Here is a 23,421-nt window from a genome sequence, read left to right on the forward strand (position 1 = left end):
CCGCGGATTTTTTTCCTATTATGGGTATAATCGATTTAATAATCTTGGGAATGGAATTGTTTCTCTTACATGCTCAGACCCACTAATCCACGCTACTGTTCTTTCAAGACCAAGACCAAAGCCAGAATGAGGAACAGATCCAAATTGGCGCAATTCAATATACCATTGATACGTTTTGGGATCAAGATTATGTTCCTTTAATCTTTGTTGAAGTAAATCGAAATCATGAATCCGTTCTGATCCTCCAATAATTTCTCCATATCCTTCAGGAGCAATTAAGTCAGCACATAATACTACATCTTCACGATTTGGATCAGGCTGCATATAAAAAGGCTTCAATGACGTTGGATAATGGGTAATAAATACGGGTTTGTTAAAACTTTCTGCAATCGCTGTTTCATGCGGGGATCCAAAATCATCTCCCCACTCAATATCTGTAAAGCCTTTTTCATGAAGAAATTTGATCGCATCATCATAAGTAATTCTTGGAAATGGAACTTTGATTGCTTCTAGTTTGCTAATATCGCGATTAAGTGTATTTAATTCTAAATGACAGTTATTTAAAACAGCTTGCACAATATAGGAAACATATTCTTCTTGAATTTTCAAGTTATCTTCAAATTCAATAAAGGCCATTTCAGGTTCAATCATCCAAAATTCTATTAAATGACGACGCGTTTTTGATTTTTCTGCACGAAAAGTAGGTCCAAAAGAAAAGACCTTTCCTAAAGCCATTGCAGCTGCTTCCATATAGAGTTGTCCACTTTGTGAAAGATAGGCATCTTCATCAAAGTACTTCGTTGCAAATAACTCAGTAGTCCCTTCAGGTGCACTACCTGTTAAAATTGGAGGATCCACCTTTACAAAGCCTTGATCATTAAAAAATTGGTAGGTGGCTCTTATGATTTCATTACGAATTTTCATAATAGCATGCTGACGGCGTGATCGCAGCCATAAATGGCGATGATCCATTAAAAATTCAGTTCCATGCTCTTTTGGAGTAATTGGATAATCAACAGCGTTTTGTATTGGTTCAATTTCTTTTACAAGTAGTTCATAACCAAATGGAGATCTTTCATCCTTTTGAACGATTCCTTTTACAAAAAGAGAAGATTCTTGGGTGATTGACTTGGCTAGCTTAAAAATTTCATCCGAAACTTCACTTTTTACTACAACTCCTTGAATAAATCCTGTTCCGTCTCTTAGCTGTAAAAAGGCAATTTTTCCGCTTGAACGTTTGTTTGCAATCCATGCACCGATTTTCACTTCATCTCCAACATATTTGTTGACATCCGATATAGTCGATTTAATCAAACTTGTTCCCTCCAAAAACGATCATTTTACTGCTATGTATCCCCTATACATTCTATAGGTCTATGGAATCTATTAACATTTATTATACGCTTCCTTTAGTTAGCAAGCAATTGGAAAGCGGACTGCCCATTTACAGCATGTCCGCTTTTTCTTATAAATTTTGTATTTTTTTTAAAATTTTTCCTGATTCAAAATCCACATAAAAGTAGTTCATAAGGTTATTCCCTGACTCATAGTAGACTTCCCACACAGGAATATTCTTCACCATACCAAGCTTTACAGAGGTAATCTTTTTTGGTGATACTTGCTTTAGCACTTCATCTACAGCTTCCTGCTTACTTAGTCCATCTTTTTCCTTTTTTATAATTACATCTTTATTTCCTTGTGGCATCCATACGATGACCTCTTCACCTTTTTTATTTTTCCCCGTTACAATTGAATACGCATTATCTTCATGAAAAAGAGTAAAATCCTCGACCTCTGTTATCGAAGCCTTTTCCTTTGCCGTCCGTATGGCTTTTTTTTCAGCTGCTTTTACAGGCTCCATTGCATTTAAATAAATATTTGTCATCAATCCTAATCCAATAGCTATAATTCCAATAATAATGAATATCCATTTTTTCATTTATATCACTCTTATGTACGATAAATTGTAAAGATTGCTTTTTTTTGATCTTCTTTGTCAAGTGCAAGACCAAACATTAAATCTCGTTCTTTTAATGTACGGTTTAACGCGTCAACCACTTTGTATAAATCCTGACTATATTGAAGCTTGACGGAAGAAATAACTTCAATTTTACTTTCCATATATATACCTCCAATACAAAATCTGCAACTCATATTTATTAAAATGTAAGGATAAAATATTTATAAGTAACAACCATTCACAGCCAATATTATAACAATAATATGGATATGAAAAAACCATTTAACACAACATTTCTAGTCCTTGAATGTCTTTGGCAAGGGTGATTTTATGATCACCCTTTTTTTATTTGGCTGTTTTCGTATAGATTGTTGCTTTTAAACGCGCAAGCCTGCATACACTTCGCTTTCCGTGGGCGAGCGTCATGCCTCCTCGTCGCATACGCTCCTGTGGGGTCTCGCCTTTCTCGCATTCCCACAGGAGTCTACGTGTATGCAGGATGCTCCGAAACGTTTCTCCCAATGTTTTTTATGTCAAAAGCAACAAACTTTGAGAAAACAGCCTTTTATTTTATCCGGCAGTACGACCACTATCGATGGAAATATCCCTTATGCTTTTAAGGGAGCAATCGCTTAATTGTATCAACCATTTCATCAATGGAGCAAATTTGCAAAGGAATATTTGGGATTGATTGTAAGAAGGTTTTTCCATATGATGCTGTTACGATTCTTCGATCAAAGACAATAATAATCCCACGATCTGATTTCGCCCTAATTAAACGCCCAAATCCCTGCTTAAAACGCAGTACAGCTTCTGGCAAAGAAATTTCGTTAAAGGGATTCCCGCCTATTTGCTTTACCTTTTCGCTTTTTGCTTCTGTCAAAGGTTCGTCTGGAGGTGAAAACGGAAGTCTAACAATAATAAGGCAAGAAAGGTCTTCACCAGGAATATCAATTCCTTCCCAAAAGCTATTTGTTCCTAATAATATTGACTTCTCAAACCTTCTAAAGTTCCTCGTTAATCTCATTCTGCTTCCACTTGTAATGCCTTGGGCTAAGATCGAGTAATCAAGAAGAAATCCGCTTTCTTTCATTAGCTCATACGTTTTTTTAAGCATATCATAGGACGTAAATAAAATCAGCATTCTGCCTTTTGTCGCTTCAGCAGCAGAAATGATATGCTCTGTTATTGAAATAATATACTCTTCGATCGGCACGGTATTAATTTCTGGAAGACCTTTTGGTATTAATAATTGAACTTGTTTACCATATTCAAACGGTGACTCGATTCTTTCATGTTTGCATAATTGTGAATCAAGTCCAAGCTCATCTAAAATATAATGAAAAGAACCATTCACGGTTAACGTTGCGGATGTCAAAACTACACTTTTTTTCATTGAGAAAAAATGTTCCTTCAAATATTGACTTACACGAATGGGCTGTGCATACACAGTAGTAGCGTTATGGGGAGCTTTCCCATCCATTTCTATCCATATAACATGGTTTTCATCTCGCACTAAAAACAGTTTGCTTATGGCTTCTCTAAACTTTTCGAGCTGTTTTATGATTGCTTCCGTTTCTTCTAGGACTTTTCTTTCATCCTTTGGATAAGTATGTACATAGTATGATTGAAATAGGTCAAGCCTTGACTGTAAAGACATAATGAGATCCTTTAATAAAAAAGAAAACCGTTCTGCAACACCTTTCATAGCCACGTACTGATTACTTTTGTTGTCATGATGCAATCGGCAGACCATTCTCTGAAAGCTAGACTTGTTGGATTTCTTTTTTGCGTAGCTGCTAATGATTTTAAATAATTCATCCATCTCAAATTGCAGCTCGGAAATAAATTGATCCACTATGAACGAATCGTTTATTGAACCTGAAACAGTCTCTTGTTTTTTCGTTATTATTTCTAGCTTATAAAATAATTGCTTTTGCTCAAATACACCTATTTGGTTGATAAGAATTCGCATCGTTAAATAATCAAATGAATAACCAAAATATTTTCCGGCTGCCTTCGCAAAATGATGTCCTTCATCGAGCATGACATATTCATAGGTTGGTAAGATTGGCTTGTCAGATACAAGATCTGTTAAGAGCAGCGCATGATTTGTTAGGATGATATCAGCATTATAAGCATCATTTCTTGCTTTTAAATAATAATCCTTTGAATGCCATGGATTCGATTGCCCAAAAATCGTTTGATCATGCTTAATTTTGTTCCAATAAAGAATCCCTCCGCTTGAAAGGTTTAATTCATCCTTATCACCTGTTGTTGTTTCTATTAACCAGACTAGAATTTGCATTTTAGTCAAGGAAGAATCATAATGATTATCCTCTTCATGGAGACTTCTTTCAAATTTGGACAAATTTATATAATGATCTCTTCCTTTTAATAGGACCGTTTTCACAGAAAATGGGAGCATTTTTTTCAAAAGAGGCAAATCCTTTGTTAATAACTGCTCCTGTAGCTGTGTGGTATAAGTACTGATCACTACCGGCTTCTTTTTTTCCTTTGCGAAAAAAGCAGCTGGCAGTAAATAGGCTAACGACTTTCCTACACCCGTCCCAGCTTCAATTAACGAATGCTGTTTATTATGAAAGGACTGATAAACATTATCCATCATATTAAATTGACCACTTCTTTTTTCAAAGGAAGGAAAGGCTTTTTGAATAATTTGCTCTTTATGACTATGCTGTATTGGATAAGGAGAATCATCCCCATCTTCCCACTTTTCTGTCGATAACTTTTTTAAGGCGATTCCATAATGGATTTCCAAATCAGATGGAAGCTCTTCAATGGTTTTTTCTTTCATAACAATTATTTGATCCAGTAGTACGTCTAAATCGCTTTTTAACCCATCAGCAAGCTTTCTTAATTGCTTAATTGTCGTTAATGGTAGTTCACCCAGCTTTTGCAATATAATCAAAAGCAGCTCAGCAGTAACCATTGCATCACTATCGGCTTGATGTGGACGTGCATGATTCAGACCATGCTGTGCCGCTATGTCCGACAGCTTGTAGCTATCTGAAGTTGGAAATAAAATTCGTGCCATCTCAACTGTATCGAGAAGCGGTCCATAAAATGAATGATAGCCCGCCTGTTGTAATTCCGCTTGAAGAAATGAAGCATCAAACAAGACGTTATGAGCGACGAAATAAGCATCTTCAAGTAAGGAAATAATTTTAGATGCTATCTCAATAAATTTTGGTGAATCCTTTACCATGTCATCCGATATGCCAGTCAGCTCTTCAATAAAGACCGGGATCGATTGCTCCGGATTGACATATGAAGAGTACTCCTCTATTATTTTTCCATCTTCTACTACTACAGCTGCGAATTGAATGATTCGATCGCCTTTTTTCGGAGCATTTCCAGTCGTTTCTAAATCAACGACAACGTATTTGTTCCTCATTACACACACCTCTAACTCTCATTCAATCAAACCGTATCATAAAAGTGAAAAAAGAAAAAGGATAAACGATCATCTCGTTAATATTTTTCCATCATTTCATGGAAATATAACAAAAAAAGGGAACCTATTAGTCCTGTTCTAACATCTGTGTATAGGTTTGCAATACCTATAACTCCTCAACTTGATGTAGGACTATATTTAGGCCGCCCTTTACTTTTACATGATGGTTCTTTCAGGTTCTTGATGAAGAAGTTCAACGATTTGATTGTGCTCATTCATGATGGCCACTTTTGGCTGGTGCGTTAAAAGATGTTCTTCAGCCACAAGGATATAGGAAATAATGATCACGATATCCCCTTCTTGTACAAGTCTGGCTGCAGCTCCATTTAAACAAATGGTCCCTGTCCCTCTTTCTCCAGGGATGATATATGTTTCGAGTCTAGCTCCATTATGATTGTTGACAATCTGTACTTTTTCGTTTGCCATCATTCCAACGGCATCTAAAATATTTTCATCAATCGTTATACTACCTACATAATTTAAGTTCGCTTCGGTTACACGAGCACGATGTATTTTCCCATTCATCATCGTTCGAAACATAAGATGAGCACTCCTTTATGAAATGGTTAAAATGATGTTATCGATCAAACGAGCACGCGTAAATTTCACGGCTACTGCAATAATAAAACAGCTTTTTAGGTTATCAATTGGCTCTAATTCAGGATAAGAATAGATCTCGACATAATCAATGATCCCATCGCACTTATCCTTGATTTCGTTTTTGATCATCTCTTTAATGGCTACTGGATTTCTTTCTCCAGCTTCAACAATATCTTTTGCATTTGCTAAGCTTTGATACAAAGCAACTGCCTGCTTTCTTTCATTTGGAAGGAGATTTACGTTTCTTGAGCTTTTTGCTAGACCATCTTCCTCACGTATTGTTTCGACTGGAACAAGAGTAACAGGGAAGTGAAAATCACGAATTAAGCCATCTACAACGGCAACTTGCTGTGCATCTTTTTTCCCAAAATAAGCTCGGTCTGGCTGAACAATTTGAAATAGCTTTGTTAAAACGGTGGCTACTCCATCAAAATGTCCCGGTCTCTTGCTGCCGCATAATACATCCGTTCTTTTCTGAACCTTTACCTTTACAGAAGGCTCTGTCGGGTACATTTCACCTACTTCGGGATGAAATAAGTAATCGACACCGTCCTCTAAGGCAATCGCTTCATCTCGGTTAAAATCTCTCGGATAGAACATTAAATCATCCTTAGAATCAAACTGTAAAGGATTTACAAAAATACTTAAAATAACAATATCATTTTCTTCTCTTGCTTTCTTGATCAAAGCACGATGACCTTCATGAAGATAGCCCATTGTAGGTACAAAACCAATTGATTTATTCTCTTGCTTTAATTTCATCGCATATGTTTGCATTTCATGGATAGATGATACCTTTTTCATTGCATGTTGAATGATTGAATTCACTGTAGTCATTGTTTCCCTCCATATAATGTAAGCAACTCTTCTTTTTTCATTGTAAAGCTATGCTTATTGTCTGGGAATTGTCCCATTTTTACTTCCATTACATATTCACTCAATCCGCAAGCAATTGATTCATTAATATCAGCAAACTGTTTAACAAATTTCGGCGTTCTCGCCACACCATAATTTAATAGATCATTATAGACGAGTACTTGTCCATCCGTATCAATACCAGCACCTATCCCAATTATCGGAATATTTAATTGGCGGGTTATTTCATTTGCTAGCTCTTTAGGCACACACTCAAGAACTAGTGAAAAAGCACCGGCTTCCTCACATTTTTTTGCATCATCAATCAGCTTTAATGCAGCTTCCTTGCTTTTCCCCTGCACCTTATAGCCCCCTAATACACCCACAGATTGTGGAGTAAGACCAAGATGAGCCATAACAGGTATTCCAGATTTCGTCAGAGCGCGAATTTGATCAATCACCTCATCAGCTCCTTCAACCTTCACTGCATGGGCTCCTGTTTCCTGGATGAGCTTTGCGGCGTTCATTAATGTATCTTTCGTTGATAAATGGTAGCTCATAAAAGGCATATCAATCACAATAAATGTGTCTTTTGCTCCTCTTTTAACTGCTTTCCCGTGATGAACCATATCACTTATTGTGACAGGCACTGTCGAATCGTATCCGAGGACAACCATTCCTAATGAATCACCGACTAAGATCATGTCAGCACCAGCTTCACTTACATATTTTGCTGATGGATAATCATAAGCAGTAATCATCGCGATCTTTTCATTCTCCGTTTTCATTTTGAGAAAATCGATCGATTGTTTCATATATTTCCTCCTTTTTTTCGGAAGAGAAGACAAAACTTTATAAAAAATGACACAAAAAAACCCTTCATAAACAGAAGGATCCCATCGGCATACAACATTGTTTCATCCCTCTGTCCTGGTCCTGATTGGATCTAGGCAGATCATTTTTTTCATATAGGCGGTTAATTGAATGATTAATTATAGTATTTTCACTAAAATCAATTAATTAACTTTCGCCTTACTAATAATACTTAGGTGCAGTTCAAATACATGATACCGCCCAATAAGAAAAGCGTAAGCTCCTTGATCAGCCCTGAAGAAAAATGTTCACATGACTCAAAAGTGTTTTTTACTTTTATAGGCATGAGGTTATTTTTCATAAGGGTTAGGCGCTGTAGCTAGCCATTTACAAAAGCATTATATCATTTTCATGTTTGAATGGATACTAAAATCACTTTTCTATTTCTATATCAGCAGAATAAATATGTTGGATATTCCCATTGTCTTCTTCAATCTTTAAGACACCATCATCAGTGATTCCTAGAGCTGTTCCATAAATCGTCCCCGTTAAGGTCCGCGCCCTAATCCTTTGTCCAATACTTATGGCGTAGCTCTCCCACAATAGTTTAATTGGATAAAAGCCTTCCTCTAAATATAGCAGATATAATTTTTCTAAATGTGTAAGCACTAACCGTATTAGCTTGGCTCTTTCAAGCCTTACTCCTTTTTCGATCGAAAGTGAGGTTGCAATGGAGTGAAGCTCTTCAGGAAAATCGCTCAATAAGTGATTTACATTTATGCCAATCCCAATAATTACCGAATGAATTCGGTCAGAATCTGCTTGCAGCTCTGTTAATATGCCTGTTACTTTTTTCCCATTAAGTAATATATCATTTGGCCATTTAATTTTTGGATTCAAGTCCGTTAAATCTAAAATGGCTTGAACGACCGCTACAGCAGTAATGAGAGTAAGCTGAGGCGCTTTTAAAACGGGGATGTTTGGTCGTAAGATGATACTCATCCAAACACCTGTATATTTTGGCGAATACCAGCTTCGATCCATTCTTCCTCTCCCAGATTTTTGTTCCTCTGCAACGACAATCGTTCCTTCTGCAGCCCCATCGTAAGCTAAACGCTGTGCAATTTTTTGAGTAGAATCAACTGTTTCTTGATAAAAAATATTACGACCTAGAAAATGGGTTGTTAACCCTAAGCTAATTTCATCCGCTGTCACCTTCTCAGGTCTCCCAATAATTCGATAGCCCTTCTTTCGAACAGCCTCCAATTCAAAGCCTTCTTTTCGAAGCTCCTCAATATGCTTCCAAACAGCCGTTCTTGAACAACCCATTAAATCTGCTAAATATTGACCAGATAAATAAGAGTTTGGCTGACTTGTAAACGCTTCTATTAATTGTTTTCTTATTTCCGATTGCATTTGAAAAGCCACTCCTTTATGATCTCTCTATCATTCATGATTTCACCCGATAAAATGGCCTTTTCAACATTATTAAGCAGATCCTTTATCCAAGCACCGCCCGTCATATGATACCACTCAATTAAATCATTCCCTGTAACAGTGATATCTTTACGATCCTTTATCGGTAAGCGATGAAACATCTCTACTAGTTCTTCATTACCTATTTGGCAACTAACACCTTGTAAAACATTAAAAATACGCTCACATGAAAGAGCGATTTCTAGCGTAGCTTCATACAACGTTTGATTTGTCCACCTGTTTTGATGACGAAAAACGAGCCAATGAAGGATACTTTGAAGCCTTTTCATCTTTTGAACTGGCAGCTTCCACTCTCTTAAAAAAGAGCGAGCTGCCTCTTTATTTATTTTCTCCATTAAATAAAGGAGCAATGACCACATTTCTTCCACATTCAATGAGGTGCACTTTACCTTTAATAGATTATTTATAGCTTTTTCTTGGTTGATTAAACCAGGTAAAAACCGATAGATTTCTGAATTTAGCAATACTTTAAAAGCTCGAATCCGATCTTGACCGCCTAGTAATTTCTCAAATTCAACAGTTTTTCTTTCTACGGCAATCTTTTCAAGCAGATGACCATAAGTATATAAAGCTAGACTTGTTCTTTTATCGATTGTAAAACCTAATTGACTGACAAACCTTACCGCTCTCATCATCCTCAATGCATCTTCAGAAAATCGTTCCTCTGGGTTTCCCACTGCTTGAATAATCATCTTCTTTATCGCTTCTTGTCCATGGAAAGGATCAATTATTTCACCCTTCCAATTCATTGCAATGGCATTCATTGTAAAGTCTCTTCTTTTTAAATCCTCATACAATGATCGAATAAAGGACACCTCTGAAGGGCGGCGATGATCGACATAGGCAGCATCCTTTCGAAAGGTTGTGATTTCATAGATCGTCTGATCCCATATAACAGCCACCGTTCCATGCTCGATCCCTATATCGATCGTTTTCTTAAAAATTCCCTTTACTTCTTCTGGAGTTGCTGACGTTGTAATATCAACATCTGCTATCTCTTTTTTAAGCAAAAAATCTCTTATCGAGCCACCTACAAAATAGGCTTCAAAGCCTGCGTCTTCGATTTGTTTTAGTAAAGGAATAGCATTTATAAAAGCTTTATTCATTTTAATCACCAGATTTTAAAATATCTTCGTATACTTTTTCATATTGAGAGACAATACGATCTCCATGAAAATATTCTTGAACTCTTTTAACAGAGTTTATTGAAAATTGTCTGTGCAAGCTTGAATTTTGAAGTAGGTGCAAACCTTTTTTAGAAATGCCGTCTATGTCCCCTAACTCGCATATATATCCTGTTTCTCCGTCTACAATAACTTCAGGAATGCCCCCAACTTTCGTTCCGATACAAGGAACTCCGCATGCCATTGCCTCTAATGCCACTAAACCAAAGCTTTCTTTTTCCGATAATAACAGCTTGAGATCGCTAATCGAGTATAATTCCTCTAGATTTTCCTGTTTTCCAAGAAATAATACTTGATTAGTAATATTGAGCTTCTCCACAAGTTTAATCATAAGCGTCATCTCAGGCCCATCACCTACTAATAATAGCTTTGCAGGCATTTTATGTACTATTTTTGCAAAAGATTTTACAACATCGGATACTCTTTTCACTTGTCGAAAATTTGAAACATGAATAACTACTTTTTCATGATCTAAAATTCCATATTCTTCTTTTAAATGATTGGCGTCCACTTTATGATATACTCGTTCATCAATAAAATTGTAGACGGTATGGATCTTCTTTCGTGTTTCAATTAATTCATAAGTTTGGGAAATTAATGAGTTTGAAACAGCAGTAACAGCATCCGATTTTTCGATTCCAAAACGGATAGCGTCAATCAAGGAAGGGTCATAACCAAGGACAGTTATATCCGTTCCATGTAGAGTTGTCACAATTTTCGTATCTTTCCCGCTCATTTGCTTCCCTAAAATAGCACAAACCGCATGAGGAATAGCATAATGAACGTGCATAATATCAAGATTTTCCCTTTTAATAACCTCAGCCATTTTACTCGCGAGGGCAATATCATAAGGCGGATATTGAAAAACAGCGTAAGGATTGACTTCAACCTGATGATAATAAATATTGTGGTACATTTTATTTAGCCGAAAAGGAATACTAGAGGAAATAAAGTGAATTTCGTGTCCTCTTTCAGCAAGCATTTTTCCAAGCTCTGTAGCAATCACCCCTGACCCTCCAACCGTCGGATAGCAGGTTATACCAATCTTTAACTTTTTATCCATGATCCTTCTCCTAGCAAATCTCTATATATAAGCAGCGGTTTTTTTCCTTTGAACCCTTCAGCATAAGTTACTCCTGCATCTTTTCCATATAAGCTTTCTCTCGCTTCAATGGCTTCTATGTATCCATTCACCAATGGGGTATCATAAGAGTTGGAGTCTTTGATAAATTGACTTTTATAAGCCTGTAGGCTTGCACGTTTTTTATCCATAAATTTCGTTATATCTATAACAAAATCTGGTTTATGGTAACCATTAATCATATAGAAAAAGAGATTCTGAACACGATGTGGCAATAATCCTTCATTATGATCATATTTTTTTACAGCAGCAGAAAAAACGGCTTCCTCTACTAGTTGTGCACAATGTCCGTGGTCAGGATGACGATCCTCCCAATAGGGGGCAAATATAGCTTTGGGCTTATATTTTCGTATCATACGAACGATTTTCCTAATCGATTCCTGTTGTAAGAATAAGCCCCTATCAGGTAAATCCAGCGTCTCTCTTATTTGGACTCCTAATATTTGACCAGCCCTCATAGCTTCTTCTCTGCGGATTTCTACAGTCCCATTTGATGAAAGCTCAGCATTTGTTAAATCACAAATACCAATTTTCATTCCAGCTTCAGCATATTTTGCCAATGTTCCACCCATTCCTATTTCAACATCATCTGGATGAGCTCCAAAAGCTAGAATATGCAAATCTGAATTAGTCATGAAACTCACCAGTTTTTCCGTGAATAATATTTCTCCAAGCAATATCACCGTGCTCCAGTCCTTTAATTAGCACTTCCGCTGTTCCCATATTCGTCGCAAGTGGTACAGAATATACATCACATAGACGGATTAAGGCGGAAACATCTGGCTCATGCGGCTGTGCTGTTAATGGATCTCGGAAAAAAAGTACCAAGTCCATATTGTTATTAGCAATATAGGCGCCAATTTCTTGGTCTCCGCCCAGAGGCCCAGATTGGAAGCGATGCACGTTTAAACCTGTAGCCTCCATGATTTTTAGACCAGTCGTACCTGTTGCATATAAAGTATGTTTTTCTAAAACGAGTTTATATGCAATGGCAAATTTAATCATGTCCTCTTTTTTCTTATCATGTGCAATTAAGGCAATATTCATCACTGTCACTCCTTGTTTATTCCATAATATTTTCCAATCCATACACAAGAACATCGATTGTTAGCACTGTATCAACGGCTAGTTTTACTCCAGACATAAATGAAGCACGATTATAAGAATCATGGCGAATGGTTAATGTCTGTCCATCTGCGCCGAACAGAACCTGCTGATGAGCAATAAGTCCTGGCAGCCTGACAGAATGTATGTGCATTCCTTCAAAATTTGCTCCCCTTGCTCCTTGGATTACTTCTTTTTCATTTGGGTGACCTTGCTCCTTCTTTGTTCTTGCCTCTGCGATCATTTCAGCTGTTTTTACTGCTGTCCCAGAAGGAGCGTCTAGCTTTTGATCGTGATGCAATTCAATAATTTCAACATCTTGAAAATATTTTCCCGCCCATTGTGAAAATTTCATCATCAATACTGCTCCAAGAGCAAAATTAGGGGCAATGATACAGCCCAGCTCTTTTTCACTGCATAAGCCTTCAAGTTCTTTCAAATCTTCAGGTGAAAATCCAGTTGTTCCCACTACAGGCCTAACTCCATATGTAAGTGCTGTTTTGGTGTGATACATCCCTACCTCAGGAGTTGTTAAATCAATCAGTACCGCAGGTTTTACTTCTTGAAAGCAAGCTTCTATATCTGAATAAATTGGGATCTCTAAACCTGAAAACCCTTCTATTTCACTCAGCTGTTTTCCGTTATATTTATGATCTAGAACTGCTACAAGCTCATAATTTTCTGTATCTTGTACAAGCTTAACAGCCTCTCTCCCCATTCTTCCTCTCGGTCCTGCTATAACAATTTTAATTTTTTCCATCTTTAAATCTCCTTTTACTCTTGATCAATTTTTGTCCAACGATCTTTATCCCGTGTATTAAATTTTTCCATTACTCGATTATGTGCTTCATCTAATTTGATATCAAGCGAATTTGCAAAGCAAATTAATACAAATAATAAATCACCTAACTCTTCCTCAACCGTATTTTCTGCTTCCGTGCTTTTCTTCGGTTTTTCTCCATAAAAATGGTTAATTTCTCGAGCTAGTTCTCCTAACTCTTCTGTCATTCTTGCCAGCATAGCTAAAGGACTAAAATAACCTTCTTTAAATTGGCTTATGTATGAATGGACTTCCTTTTGAAGATCTGATACCGTTTTTTCCTGCTTCAACATTTTCACCTCAGGTGTTGGAACTTGATATCATCTACAGACGAATGATTACACATATTGAAATTATTAAAACAGTAGATGACATCATCTATCATGTTAGCTAAATGCTAGCTTTTTGACAATTATTTTTCCTTTTAAATTTATTTTCAAATGTCACTTGAAGTTTTTTCCTCCTTATTAGGAATAATAAGACAGAAAATGGTATCCTAAAAAATAGAATGGATTTTATTCGTTTAATTTGATATTCATATGATAAAGTCTATAATACAGTATAAATGAGGGATAAGATGCTATCGCGAATAAAGTGGAATCATATTGTATTTATCATGTTAGGTGGAGCGATTTTTTCATTCGGACTTGTTCATTTTAATATGCAAAATAACCTAGCTGAAGGAGGTTTTACAGGGATTACCCTGCTCCTCTATTTTTTGTTTCACTTTGATCCTTCTATTACAAATTTGTTGTTAAATATTCCACTATTTTTCACAGGATGGAAATTGCTAGGGAAAAATGCTTTTATTTATACGATCATTGGTACAATAAGTGTTTCAGTCTTTTTATGGATATTTCAGCGGTATCAAATCAAAATGCCTTTAAACGATGATATGACGTTGGCTGCTTTATTTGCGGGTGTGTTTATCGGATTAGGTTTAGGAATTATTTTTCGCTTTGGAGGGACAACCGGGGGCGTTGATATTATCGCAAGGCTTGTCTATAAATATTATGGATGGAGCATGGGGAAAACGATGTTTCTTTTTGATGCGATTGTCATTACTTTGTCCTTAATTTTTTATCTGACCTATCGAGAAGCGATGTATACGTTAGTTGCCGTATTTGTTGGCTCAAGAGTCATTGACTTTATTCAAGAAGGTGCCTATGCAGCACGTGGGGCGATCATTATTTCAGAAAAAAACGAAAAAATCGCCGAGAAAATTATGAATGAGATGGAAAGAGGCGTAACCGTGTTAAAGGGACGTGGTTCCTATACAAATCAAGAACGAGAGGTTCTTTATTGTGTGGTCGGAAAAAATGAAATTATACGTCTAAAAAATGTTGTGACTTCCGTTGACCCTCTTGCCTTTGTATCCGTCACTATTGTACATGATGTATTAGGAGAAGGATTTACTCTTAATGAAGGGAAAAATATGGTAGACTAACAGATGAGAGGCTGTATAAAGAATGAAATACCTAATAATTTTCAATATTATCAGCTAGAAATCAATAAAGAAAACGCTTTCTTTTTTCACAAAAAAAAGAGATGTTGAATCAAATGAGGTAACACAAATAAGAGGCTCTTAAATTAGGATACCTTAAGGCATGATATTTGATGATTTTCCCATGCAAAAGCACCCCACTTTTTCTTTTGAGGGGGGTTACCATAACTATTATTTTTCTTTTGACATCATGCTCATCATAGATGTCATCATTTCATCGCATTCATGCATTTTAGCCATCATTTGATCCATATCCATACCCATGCTCATCATATCCATCTCACTCATTTGATCCGTCATCATTTTCATACATTTCATTTCGCACATCATTTTTTCCATTGACATCATCATCATCATTGGCATCATCATTTCTTGCATTTTTTCCATTTATTAACCCTCCTAGAAAATAATATAGTATTGAAGATAAAAGAAAACGCCTACAAAATCTATTTAAGCAATTACTCTTTCAAACAATTACAAAAATAATATGTAAAGCGTTTTTTAAATTATCTATCTTCTTTTACTAATAAATACAATTTAACATAATTATGTGAATATTTCAAGTTTTCTCAAATGGAATTGGTTATTAATAGAATTCAAAAAAAGTAATAAAAAAAGATTCAGCTAAACTATTTCTTCATTCTGCTGAATCTTCTAAACTTGTTTATTTTATTGTCTTTCGGAATTCTCCGAACAATCGGTTTGTTTATTTAACATCTTAATTCGACGTCCTAAAGCTAACCGCTGTTCTTTCAATAACCGAAGTCTATTCTCTGAGTTTGCACTTGGCGAAAAGGTTTGCATTTGGTGATAATACTGTAAAATGTCATCATTGACTTTTTTATACTGTTTTAAAAGATTTTCTGAATTTGACGTCATTTTCTCTTCTTCAGCTTTTATCTCCGATTGACGTAATGCTAGTAAAATCTCTTCTTGCCATAATACGTCACCCATACTTTTCGCATAGAGGTATAAATCTAAGTAGTCATCCACTCGTCTTTTTTCTAATGAATACATTGGTAAATCCCCTTCCTTATCTTCTAAGACTAAGCTTTTCTGGAATTAGCACCTTTCTGGAAAAATCCAGTGGTTGCTGAGGCTTCGCTGGGCCAGTCCCTCCGCCTCTCTTGATAAGAAATATTAAATTTTTATTTCTTGTTAAAACATATTACTCACAATATAGAATCTTGTCAATGGATTGATACATGAAAAAAATAATTATTCAACCTTTCATATTTGGCTCAAACGGAATAAAAAGAATCACTGCCATAAAAATCTAATTATCTATACCAAAATATAATTTTTTTGAATTAAGCTGAAAAACGTGTTTAGCCCAATTTTCTCGTGTCTCGCCACTCGTGTAGTGCTTCATTAATGGATCTTCCAAATGAAACGCAAACGCGTCTCGAAATAATTCAGCAGCAAGTGCAAACATTTCTGGCCTTGTATGGGCATCTGATGCAAATAAGTATCTTGAATAAGGGGCTAGTTCTAACGCTTCTGCCACGACACGGCGGGCAGAGCTTAGTCCAAGCGGTAAGATTAGGGACGTATCAAAAAACACATTATCATAAACACTTGACAAATACCCTGCTTCACGATGGTACGGATAACAATGCAATAGAACGACAGACAATCCATTCGGCGTAAACGTCTCAATAAAATCACGTAGCAAAAGTGGATTTCCAAGCCTCAAGTCTGTATCAGGATCCCCGTACCCTGTATGAAATTGAAGAGGGAGCGATTGCTCGGCAAGGACTGGCGCAGCGTTCCACACTAGAAAATTTAATACATCCCCTTCCGTTAGCCGGTTTGCTCCTGATTTTTTCCATCGTTCAAAAGATTCCTTGGCAGCTTCGCTACTTACACGATAAAGACTTAAACCGGAACGGTATGCAGCAATGGATTTGGCTCCAATATACCCACTTTCCCTTGCTGCTTTTATTTGATAAAGGACGGACTCCCACCACTCAGAAAATGTTTTTCTACTTTCAAATTCATTTTCTGCAAGGCTTTCAATGCGCAAAATCGGGTATATATCTATATCCGTCAAATCCGCTAGTTTCTCCAGTGTTAGAGCAGATGCCGGCGAATATCCAGTATCTATGTAAAGAGCTTGATAACGAGAGTCGTTAAATAAAGATCGGCAATAGGCTTTATAATCTTGCTGCCGCAATACATAAGCTAGTTCATCATCATTGATAAATTCTCCTCCCGTGTATCGTCTCACAATTGTCTTAACTGCATGCCAGATAGGTCTCTGCTTCAAATCGAATAATGAGTAGGAACTAGGTGCTTCTGACGTCACTCGAATAAGCGCCTCAACATCTCCTTTTCTGCCTTCATCAACAATCGCATGACAATGGTGGTCAATTAAAGGGATATGTAAGAGATCGTCTTTCATTTTTCTCCTTTCACCTTCCTTCCTCAATAGCAACTTAAACTCTTGCTAACTATTTTTAAAATTTATGAAAGTGGTGTTTCAACTCGAATTCAACATCCTTTTCTGCAAAAGCAGCATGCTCCGATAATTTCACCTTTTTGAACGAACTGTAAAGCAGGTCGCCAAGTAGGTTAGAAAAGAAGGGATCAGCTTCCATCGCATTTACAGCTTCAAGTAAACTGGCTGGCAATCGCTTAATGCCTCTTTTCGCTCTTTCTTCGACTGATAAAGTAGCAGGATCAACTTCAACACAATCCCCAGGCATCCACTTATTGCGAATTCCGTCAAGACCGGCTGCGATAATCGCTCCTAAGGCTAGGTATGGGTTGGCTGATGAGTCACTCGCTTTCAATTCCATGTTCATCGATTTTTCTTCATTTCCCCAAAAGGTTGAGGCAATCCGTATTGCAGCTTCACGATTATCCTTTCCAAATGCCGTATATGCCGAACTCCAAGAACCAGGCTGGAGTCGACGATAGGAATTAACGCTTGCGCAAGTTAAAGCGACAAGACCTGGAAGATGATTTAACAATCCTGCTGCAAATTGGTATCCTATCTCACTTAAATGGTTTTGATCATCAGGATCCCAAAAAAGATTTTTATCCGTCTCTTTATCCCAAAGACTAAAGTGAATATGCCCTCCATTTCCTGCTTGATCCGCAAACGGCTTTGGAGCAAAGGAAGCCACCATTCCATGCTGCTTCGCGATGGCTCTGACCGTTTCTCGATAACGTACTTGATTGTCGGCAGCTGTCAGGAGATCTGTAGGACTAATAGATAGTTCATGCTGGCCATGACCAAGCTCCGGATAATATTGTTCCGGTTGAATCCCCTGGGCTTTGAGTGCACTCATAATATCAAGAATCACAGGAGTACCTGAGGCCATACCAATTGAACTGAAGCATAAGGAATTATCAATCGGAATATATTTTCCTTCCTCATTTAGCCTAGCTAATGTAAACTCATTTTCGTATGTCGCCATAATCTGAATATCCATTTCTTCAGCTTGTTTGATGACAGATTTCAAAAAGCTCCTTGGACACGCTTCCCAAGGTTGATGATTCAAATTGATTTGATCACACATCATCACGGCAACTTTAGGTGAGTATGGAAGTACCCTGTACGATTCAGGATCTGGTATCAATCGGACTTCCCCAACCGCGCTCATCTCAGGAATTGGCTGCAGCTGATCCAGCATGTTCATAGCCATCATCGCTGGCGTCAAACCAATTCCTCCGATCATTCGTCCCTTGAGATGATCAGTATGAGTTACCTTACCACGTGTGCTCCCACCATTATCTACGTACAAAAATTGTACTAACTCTACTCTTTCTTGCTTCGATCGATATACGACGTCATTGATTTCCATTCAATATTCCTCCCCCATTAAACGGATTTATTGAACTTTAGTCTATTAAAATTAGCTTAAATTCTATTAATTTACAAAAAAATACTTTTCTTTATAAATAAAATATTCATTCATCAACCTCATTTATAAATTTTCATATATTTACATAATTTCCAAATTAAAAAAATATGTATGAGGTGAATTATACAGAATAATAAGATATTTTCATGAATTTGGTAAGAAGACTTCACAAGCTTTTTGAAGTTTTTTCATATTTATATCAACTAAAACTCCTAAGGTTAGTGGATCATACTGGATTGATAGGCCATCTAATAGAAATAAAAGGCTGTTTTCTCAAAGTTTGTTGCTTTTGACATAAAAAAATTGGGAGAAACGTTTCGGAGCAGCCTGCATACACGTAGACTCCTGTGGGAATGCGAGAAAGGCGAGACCCCGCAGGAGCGTATGCGACGAGGAGGCTTGACGCTCGCCCACGGAAAGCGAAGTGTATGCAGACTGCGCGTTTAAAAGCAAAAATCTATCCGAAAACAGCCAAATAAAAAGTCATTACATTACCATTGAATTTGTGAAAAACTTAGAAATCATAAGTCAATTCAAACAACTAGATTTTTATGCAAAGCTAGAGGTAAGATAAAACTAGTAAAATTGTTTTTTTGAAAGGAGATTTTCATTGTGAGAGAAATTAAAACCATTTCACTCATTGGACTTGGAGCGATTGGGTGTGCATATGGAAGTAAACTATTCGATCTAGATCCTCATCTTTTACAAGTGATTGCAAACGATGACCGAATCAAAAAATATAAAGAAAATCCGATCCTCGTAAATGGTAAGCGCTATGATTTCCCATTTACGAGACCTGATGAAAAAAAAGAACCCGCAGATTTAATCATTGTCTCTGTGAAAGCAATTCAGCTTTCAAAAGCTATTCAAGATATGAAGCATCATGTCGGTAAAAATACGATCATCCTTTCCCTATTAAATGGAATTACTAGCGAAGATGAGATCGGTAAAGTGTTTGGAAAGGATAAGCTGCTCTATTCTATGTGTGTAGGAATCGATGCCAATCGGATAGAAAATCATACTCATTTTACAAGCTCAGGGACCATTGTATTTGGAGAAAAACAAAACAATATCTACTCTGATAGAGTACACGCTGTGAAAATTTTATTTGATCAAGCTGGTATAAACTATGAGATTCCAAAGGATATGATGCACTCTTTATGGTGGAAATTCATGGTGAATGTTGGAATTAATCAATGTTCAGCTGTATTAAGAGGACGATATGGGGTTTTCCAAACGATCGATGAAGCTAAAAAACTTATGGAAGAAACGATGTGGGAGGTCATCCATGTCGCAAATAAAATAGGGGTTCAATTGTCAGGAGAAGATATCAACAGCTGGTATCATGTACTGAATAAACTTAATCCGGCCAGCAGGACTTCTATGCTAGAAGACATTGAATTAGGCAGAAAAACAGAAGTTGACATTTTCGCTGGTGTGATTTGTGAATTAGGAAAAAAATATGGAGTCGATACCCCAGTTAATCAAATGCTGTATTACATGATTAAAACGAATGAAGCAATGTCTGACACAAGAAAAGCTCAAAAAAAATCTACGCTGCTTAAGTAAACATCCATACATAAATTTACAACTATACGAAGTATAACTACGACAAAATAGGCTCCTTCATTTAAGGGGCCTATTTCATTTCGACATATGGTTTCAACTGATATGGTTGTATATCGATCTCAAGAGATTGATCCATTACAGCCTGTGCAAGAAGGTGACCAATAAAAGGACCTGTCGTTAGTCCTGATGCTCCCAATCCACTTGCCATCCAAATCATTGGATGGTCAGGCACCTGACCTATAAAAGGAGAAAAATCTGTGGTAAAAGCTCTTGACCCCACTCTTATTTCTTTTAGCTTTGCATGAACAATATCTGGAGCAAATTTTAACGCTTCAGTAATAATTTCATTTATACCACCAACAGTTGGAGCAATATCAAAGCCTTGATTTTTTTCATGAGTGGCTCCAATCACAAGCCTTCCTCCGTCAAATGGAACAATACTTTGTGAACTTGGCGGCAGAATGACTGGCCAAAGCTTTGTGTCGACATCTAATTGTACATGTAATAGCTGTCCTTTTTGCGGACCGATATCAACGATTTTTCCAAGGGGAGATAAAATGTCTCTGGCCCAAGCCCCCGGTGCGACAATGATCTTATCTGCCTTTAAGTGTCTTAGATTAGAGGTGAGTGTAACACCATCTACTTTCCCTGCATTTACATGAAGCACTGCTGTATCACGTATAATCACCGCACCATTTTTCTTTGCTGAAGCTTCAAGGGCCAGCCGAAGAGCCCTGCCACTTACACGAGCGCCACCGGATACTTTAACAGCACTGAAGCCCTCTCTAAGCAATGGAAATTCAGCCTTTGCTTGCTCTTCCGTTAAGAGTGTAATTTCACCGATTTCAGGTGCTTCCTTTCTCCGAAGTGAAGCCATTTCAGCAAGATCAGTTAAAGCGTCTTTATTCTCACGGATACAAAGTGCTCCTACCTGTCTATAACCAGTATCCATTTGAACATCAGCATTTAAATCCTTCGTTAATTGATGATAATAACGCGCTCCATTCTTTGCAAGCTCATACCATGCTTTATTTCTTCGTTTTGAAAGCCAAGGACAAATGATTCCTGCTGCTGCATCCGTCGCTTGACCCGCGTCACTTCGATCAATAACCGTTACATGACACTTTGCTTTTGATAAGGAGTTGGCCGCACTCATGCCTACAATACCGCCACCAATAATGATGATTTTTTCCATAATTTCTCAACTTTCATTTGTCTCTATTGTTGAAAAAGAAAAAAGGTACCATCAAAAGCGTTTTGCACTTTAATATGGGGTACCTTCTTCTTTTTATAGGATAGGAAACTATAAAATAGTTTACTGTGGAAAACTTCGATAGAAGTGTATCTACGTCCAGCTCCAACACCTAGCCCTTGTGAAAAATAACCTCATGCTTCTAAAAGTAAAAAACACTTTTTGAGTCATGAGAACATTTTTCTTCAGGGCTGATCAAGGTGCTTGCGCTATTGGTTCCTAATCCTGTCTTTGCATTCCTGTATAAATCAAAATAAGACGAAGTAATTCTGCAACTGCTACTGCTGCTGCTGCAACATATGTCAGCGCAGCTGCATTTAATACTTTCCTTGTCTCTCTTTCCTCTTCATTTCTTATGACTCCAAGAGCAACGACTTGATCCATCGCTCGATTAGATGCATCAAATTCTACTGGCAAAGTTACAAACTGGAATAAGACAGCCGCAGCCATGAAAATAATCCCTAATAATACTAAGCCGCTCATAGAGGATAGCATTCCAATTAAAATTAGTATCCAAGAAAAATTTGAGCCAATATTGGCTACAGGCACTAAAGAATGGCGAAAGCGTAGAAACGCATAGTCTTGTTGATCCTGTATAGCATGCCCGACCTCATGAGCAGCAATAGAAGCAGCTGCAACAGAGTGTCCATGAAAGTTTTGAGACGATAATCGAACTGTTTTCGTTCTTGGATCATAGTGATCTGATAAATACCCTCTTGTTTCCTCAACCGCAACATCATATAAACCGTTAGCTTGTAATATATTTCTTGCTACTTCGGCACCAGTCATTCTGGATGAAGAAGCTACTTTTGAATATTTCGCATATGTCCTTTTTACCCGCATTTGTGCCCAAAGGGGTATAATGATGATGATTGCAAAATAGATTAAAATCTCCATTCTACTCCCCCATTTCAATTATTCCTATAACTATATTATAATTATGAGAAACAAACAATGTCAAATGGCTAGCTAGATCGAGCGATTCTTTTTCTTTTCACGATCTCCTTTATATTTTTTCCAGCCAACATACGATAATGTACTGATAATAATACCACCAGTAGTAAAGATGACCCACCATAGGGATGGATCTGCTTCATCTTCAGAAGAGCTATCAAAAATATTTTCTAAATCGGTTTCTAGTGCATAAAGTTCTTTTTGGCTTGCAGCTTCTTTTAAAACTTGAAGACGGTATTGATCAATATATTGAATTTTCGTGTCAATGTTTTTGATTTTATCCATTGGTAGGTCTACTTTTAAGCTTGGATGTATGACATCATATAATGATAAAAATGAGTTCAGGCTTTTATGAAAATCCTCATTGTCACTTAGAGCAATCGCTTTTTTTACTCCTTCTAGATCGGACATAATCGGTTCCTTCATTTCGACCCATAACGGTTGATTCTTGGAAGAGATCGCATCCATCACAAGTCGAAACTTCGTCACACGATTGATTCTTTCAGTATCATTTAAGGCAGTATTTGTCATTGCTTCAACTGCTTCATCGTGTGTTAGTGTGATCATGCTTAATTCATCCATAGAAAAAACACTCTCATGAGAGGATGCCGCTGGAAATTGATCTGAAAAGTATTCAAGAATTTTCCTGGCATCCTTATATCGATGAAGCTTTACCATCTGTAAAGCTTCATCGGATAATAAATCAAGTTCATCGATAGGCGACTTATGATCTGCGTATACTGAAAATGGCATTAGTAAGAAAAACACGGCAGCTATAATAAGAATTCCTGCTTTCATCCTTGTCCCCCCTATTCGTT

The 23,421-nt window shown here is 37.0% G+C and carries 23 protein-coding genes and 1 riboswitch; of the genes, 2 read left to right on the top strand and 21 right to left on the bottom strand.

What is annotated here, in order from left to right; genetic code table 11:
• Positions 1 to 18 precede the first annotated feature (18 nt).
• The 14 genes from asnS to FDO66_RS14220 form a co-directional block, all read right to left on the bottom strand.
• On the bottom strand, positions 19 to 1,311 hold the full coding sequence (asnS, locus tag FDO66_RS14155; protein ID WP_141433412.1) for an asparagine--tRNA ligase: 1,293 nt from the start codon (positions 1,309 to 1,311) through the stop codon (positions 19 to 21).
• 154 nt (positions 1,312 to 1,465) lie between these two features.
• Complete coding sequence (locus FDO66_RS14160) at positions 1,466 to 1,939, bottom strand: cell wall elongation regulator TseB-like domain-containing protein (RefSeq protein WP_141433306.1); 474 nt, start codon at positions 1,937 to 1,939, stop codon at positions 1,466 to 1,468.
• Positions 1,940 to 1,950: 11 nt separating this feature from the next.
• A complete protein-coding gene (locus FDO66_RS14165) occupies positions 1,951 to 2,121 on the bottom strand; it encodes a YpmA family protein (protein ID WP_141433307.1) in 171 nt (56 codons plus the stop codon).
• Positions 2,122 to 2,576: 455 nt separating this feature from the next.
• Positions 2,577 to 5,378 carry an ATP-dependent DNA helicase DinG gene (gene dinG, locus FDO66_RS14170; RefSeq protein ID WP_141433308.1) on the bottom strand — a complete coding sequence of 934 codons (2,802 nt, stop codon included), beginning with the start codon at positions 5,376 to 5,378 and terminating at the stop codon, positions 2,577 to 2,579.
• 216 nt (positions 5,379 to 5,594) lie between these two features.
• Positions 5,595 to 5,978 carry an aspartate 1-decarboxylase gene (gene panD / locus FDO66_RS14175; RefSeq protein WP_141433309.1) on the bottom strand — a complete coding sequence of 128 codons (384 nt, stop codon included), beginning with the start codon at positions 5,976 to 5,978 and terminating at the stop codon, positions 5,595 to 5,597.
• 15 nt (positions 5,979 to 5,993) lie between these two features.
• Positions 5,994 to 6,842 carry a pantoate--beta-alanine ligase gene (gene panC, locus FDO66_RS14180; RefSeq protein ID WP_141433413.1) on the bottom strand — a complete coding sequence of 283 codons (849 nt, stop codon included), beginning with the start codon at positions 6,840 to 6,842 and terminating at the stop codon, positions 5,994 to 5,996.
• Between the two features lie 29 nt (positions 6,843 to 6,871).
• Positions 6,872 to 7,708: a 3-methyl-2-oxobutanoate hydroxymethyltransferase gene (gene panB, locus FDO66_RS14185; RefSeq protein ID WP_141433310.1), complete on the bottom strand. Its 837-nt coding sequence runs from the start codon at positions 7,706 to 7,708 to the stop codon at positions 6,872 to 6,874.
• 430 nt (positions 7,709 to 8,138) lie between these two features.
• Positions 8,139 to 9,122 carry a biotin--[acetyl-CoA-carboxylase] ligase gene (locus FDO66_RS14190; protein ID WP_141433311.1) on the bottom strand — a complete coding sequence of 328 codons (984 nt, stop codon included), beginning with the start codon at positions 9,120 to 9,122 and terminating at the stop codon, positions 8,139 to 8,141.
• Positions 9,107 to 10,309 (bottom strand): CCA tRNA nucleotidyltransferase, encoded by a 1,203-nt coding sequence (locus FDO66_RS14195; protein WP_141433312.1) that lies wholly within the window; start codon positions 10,307 to 10,309, stop codon positions 9,107 to 9,109. The genes FDO66_RS14190 and FDO66_RS14195 overlap by 16 nt, the downstream gene beginning before the upstream one ends.
• Before the next feature lies 1 nt (position 10,310).
• On the bottom strand, positions 10,311 to 11,450 hold the full coding sequence (bshA, locus tag FDO66_RS14200) for an N-acetyl-alpha-D-glucosaminyl L-malate synthase BshA (RefSeq protein WP_141433313.1): 1,140 nt from the start codon (positions 11,448 to 11,450) through the stop codon (positions 10,311 to 10,313).
• Complete coding sequence (gene bshB1, locus FDO66_RS14205) at positions 11,435 to 12,163, bottom strand: bacillithiol biosynthesis deacetylase BshB1 (protein WP_141433314.1); 729 nt, start codon at positions 12,161 to 12,163, stop codon at positions 11,435 to 11,437. The genes bshA and bshB1 overlap by 16 nt, the downstream gene beginning before the upstream one ends.
• Positions 12,156 to 12,575 (bottom strand): methylglyoxal synthase, encoded by a 420-nt coding sequence (gene mgsA / locus FDO66_RS14210; protein ID WP_141433315.1) that lies wholly within the window; start codon positions 12,573 to 12,575, stop codon positions 12,156 to 12,158. Before mgsA ends, bshB1 begins: the two co-directional genes overlap by 8 nt.
• Positions 12,576 to 12,591: 16 nt before the next feature.
• A complete protein-coding gene (dapB, locus tag FDO66_RS14215; protein ID WP_141433316.1) occupies positions 12,592 to 13,392 on the bottom strand; it encodes a 4-hydroxy-tetrahydrodipicolinate reductase in 801 nt (266 codons plus the stop codon).
• A 14-nt stretch (positions 13,393 to 13,406) separates the two neighbouring features.
• A complete protein-coding gene (locus tag FDO66_RS14220; RefSeq protein ID WP_395939789.1) occupies positions 13,407 to 13,742 on the bottom strand; it encodes a nucleotide pyrophosphohydrolase in 336 nt (111 codons plus the stop codon).
• Positions 13,743 to 14,029: 287 nt separating this feature from the next.
• On the opposite strand from FDO66_RS14220, the gene FDO66_RS14225 reads away from it, so the two are divergent.
• The gene (locus FDO66_RS14225) at positions 14,030 to 14,899 is read left to right on the top strand and encodes a YitT family protein (RefSeq protein WP_141433318.1); all 870 of its coding nucleotides are present in this window, start codon (positions 14,030 to 14,032) and stop codon (positions 14,897 to 14,899) included.
• Between the two features lie 228 nt (positions 14,900 to 15,127).
• Here FDO66_RS14225 and FDO66_RS14230 read toward each other — a convergent pair whose 3' ends face one another.
• The 4 genes from FDO66_RS14230 to FDO66_RS14245 form a co-directional block, all read right to left on the bottom strand.
• Positions 15,128 to 15,343, bottom strand: coding sequence for a hypothetical protein (locus tag FDO66_RS14230; RefSeq protein WP_181444585.1), 216 nt, complete (start codon positions 15,341 to 15,343; stop codon positions 15,128 to 15,130).
• A gap of 282 nt (positions 15,344 to 15,625) precedes the next feature.
• The gene (locus tag FDO66_RS14235; RefSeq protein WP_141433319.1) at positions 15,626 to 15,973 is read right to left on the bottom strand and encodes a hypothetical protein; all 348 of its coding nucleotides are present in this window, start codon (positions 15,971 to 15,973) and stop codon (positions 15,626 to 15,628) included.
• A gap of 13 nt (positions 15,974 to 15,986) precedes the next feature.
• A riboswitch (SAM riboswitch) is annotated at positions 15,987 to 16,093 on the bottom strand.
• Positions 16,094 to 16,232: 139 nt separating this feature from the next.
• The gene (locus FDO66_RS14240; protein WP_141433320.1) at positions 16,233 to 17,360 is read right to left on the bottom strand and encodes an amidohydrolase family protein; all 1,128 of its coding nucleotides are present in this window, start codon (positions 17,358 to 17,360) and stop codon (positions 16,233 to 16,235) included.
• A gap of 55 nt (positions 17,361 to 17,415) precedes the next feature.
• Positions 17,416 to 18,768 (bottom strand): glutamine synthetase family protein, encoded by a 1,353-nt coding sequence (locus tag FDO66_RS14245; protein WP_141433321.1) that lies wholly within the window; start codon positions 18,766 to 18,768, stop codon positions 17,416 to 17,418.
• 672 nt (positions 18,769 to 19,440) lie between these two features.
• Here FDO66_RS14245 and FDO66_RS14250 point away from each other — a divergent pair.
• Positions 19,441 to 20,397 (top strand): ketopantoate reductase family protein, encoded by a 957-nt coding sequence (locus tag FDO66_RS14250; RefSeq protein ID WP_141433322.1) that lies wholly within the window; start codon positions 19,441 to 19,443, stop codon positions 20,395 to 20,397.
• Between the two features lie 70 nt (positions 20,398 to 20,467).
• Here FDO66_RS14250 and FDO66_RS14255 read toward each other — a convergent pair whose 3' ends face one another.
• The 3 genes from FDO66_RS14255 to ypjB form a co-directional block, all read right to left on the bottom strand.
• On the bottom strand, positions 20,468 to 21,592 hold the full coding sequence (locus tag FDO66_RS14255; protein WP_141433323.1) for an NAD(P)/FAD-dependent oxidoreductase: 1,125 nt from the start codon (positions 21,590 to 21,592) through the stop codon (positions 20,468 to 20,470).
• A 276-nt stretch (positions 21,593 to 21,868) separates the two neighbouring features.
• Positions 21,869 to 22,546, bottom strand: coding sequence for a zinc metallopeptidase (locus FDO66_RS14260; protein WP_141433324.1), 678 nt, complete (start codon positions 22,544 to 22,546; stop codon positions 21,869 to 21,871).
• 72 nt (positions 22,547 to 22,618) lie between these two features.
• Positions 22,619 to 23,401, bottom strand: a complete 783-nt coding sequence (ypjB, locus tag FDO66_RS14265) for a sporulation protein YpjB (protein ID WP_141433325.1) — start codon at positions 23,399 to 23,401, stop codon at positions 22,619 to 22,621.
• Between the last annotated feature and the right edge of the window lie 20 nt (positions 23,402 to 23,421).

The organism is Bacillus sp. 03113, assembly GCF_006546985.1.
Classification (GTDB): Bacteria; Bacillota; Bacilli; order Bacillales; family Cytobacillaceae; genus VATK01.

Bases quoted from the DNA above. Each gene is read 5' to 3' on its own strand.
- FDO66_RS14190 (WP_141433311.1), bottom strand. From the start codon at position 9,122: ATGCAATCGGAAATAAGAAAACAATTAATAGAAGCGTTTACAAGTCAG.
- panC (WP_141433413.1), bottom strand. From the start codon at position 6,842: ATGAAAAAGGTATCATCTATCCATGAAATGCAAACATATGCGATGAAA.
- FDO66_RS14230 (WP_181444585.1), bottom strand. From the start codon at position 15,343: ATGGAAAAAATGCAAGAAATGATGATGCCAATGATGATGATGATGTCA.
- bshA (WP_141433313.1), bottom strand. From the start codon at position 11,450: ATGGATAAAAAGTTAAAGATTGGTATAACCTGCTATCCGACGGTTGGA.
- dapB (WP_141433316.1), bottom strand. From the start codon at position 13,392: ATGGAAAAAATTAAAATTGTTATAGCAGGACCGAGAGGAAGAATGGGG.
- FDO66_RS14165 (WP_141433307.1), bottom strand. From the start codon at position 2,121: ATGGAAAGTAAAATTGAAGTTATTTCTTCCGTCAAGCTTCAATATAGT.
- panB (WP_141433310.1), bottom strand. From the start codon at position 7,708: ATGAAACAATCGATCGATTTTCTCAAAATGAAAACGGAGAATGAAAAG.
- ypjB (WP_141433325.1), bottom strand. From the start codon at position 23,401: ATGAAAGCAGGAATTCTTATTATAGCTGCCGTGTTTTTCTTACTAATG.
- dinG (WP_141433308.1), bottom strand. From the start codon at position 5,378: ATGAGGAACAAATACGTTGTCGTTGATTTAGAAACGACTGGAAATGCT.
- FDO66_RS14255 (WP_141433323.1), bottom strand. From the start codon at position 21,592: ATGGAAAAAATCATCATTATTGGTGGCGGTATTGTAGGCATGAGTGCG.
- FDO66_RS14240 (WP_141433320.1), bottom strand. From the start codon at position 17,360: ATGAAAGACGATCTCTTACATATCCCTTTAATTGACCACCATTGTCAT.
- FDO66_RS14235 (WP_141433319.1), bottom strand. From the start codon at position 15,973: ATGTATTCATTAGAAAAAAGACGAGTGGATGACTACTTAGATTTATAC.
- FDO66_RS14225 (WP_141433318.1), top strand. From the start codon at position 14,030: ATGCTATCGCGAATAAAGTGGAATCATATTGTATTTATCATGTTAGGT.
- mgsA (WP_141433315.1), bottom strand. From the start codon at position 12,575: ATGAATATTGCCTTAATTGCACATGATAAGAAAAAAGAGGACATGATT.
- bshB1 (WP_141433314.1), bottom strand. From the start codon at position 12,163: ATGACTAATTCAGATTTGCATATTCTAGCTTTTGGAGCTCATCCAGAT.
- FDO66_RS14245 (WP_141433321.1), bottom strand. From the start codon at position 18,768: ATGGAAATCAATGACGTCGTATATCGATCGAAGCAAGAAAGAGTAGAG.
- FDO66_RS14260 (WP_141433324.1), bottom strand. From the start codon at position 22,546: ATGGAGATTTTAATCTATTTTGCAATCATCATCATTATACCCCTTTGG.
- FDO66_RS14195 (WP_141433312.1), bottom strand. From the start codon at position 10,309: ATGAATAAAGCTTTTATAAATGCTATTCCTTTACTAAAACAAATCGAA.
- panD (WP_141433309.1), bottom strand. From the start codon at position 5,978: ATGTTTCGAACGATGATGAATGGGAAAATACATCGTGCTCGTGTAACC.
- FDO66_RS14160 (WP_141433306.1), bottom strand. From the start codon at position 1,939: ATGAAAAAATGGATATTCATTATTATTGGAATTATAGCTATTGGATTA.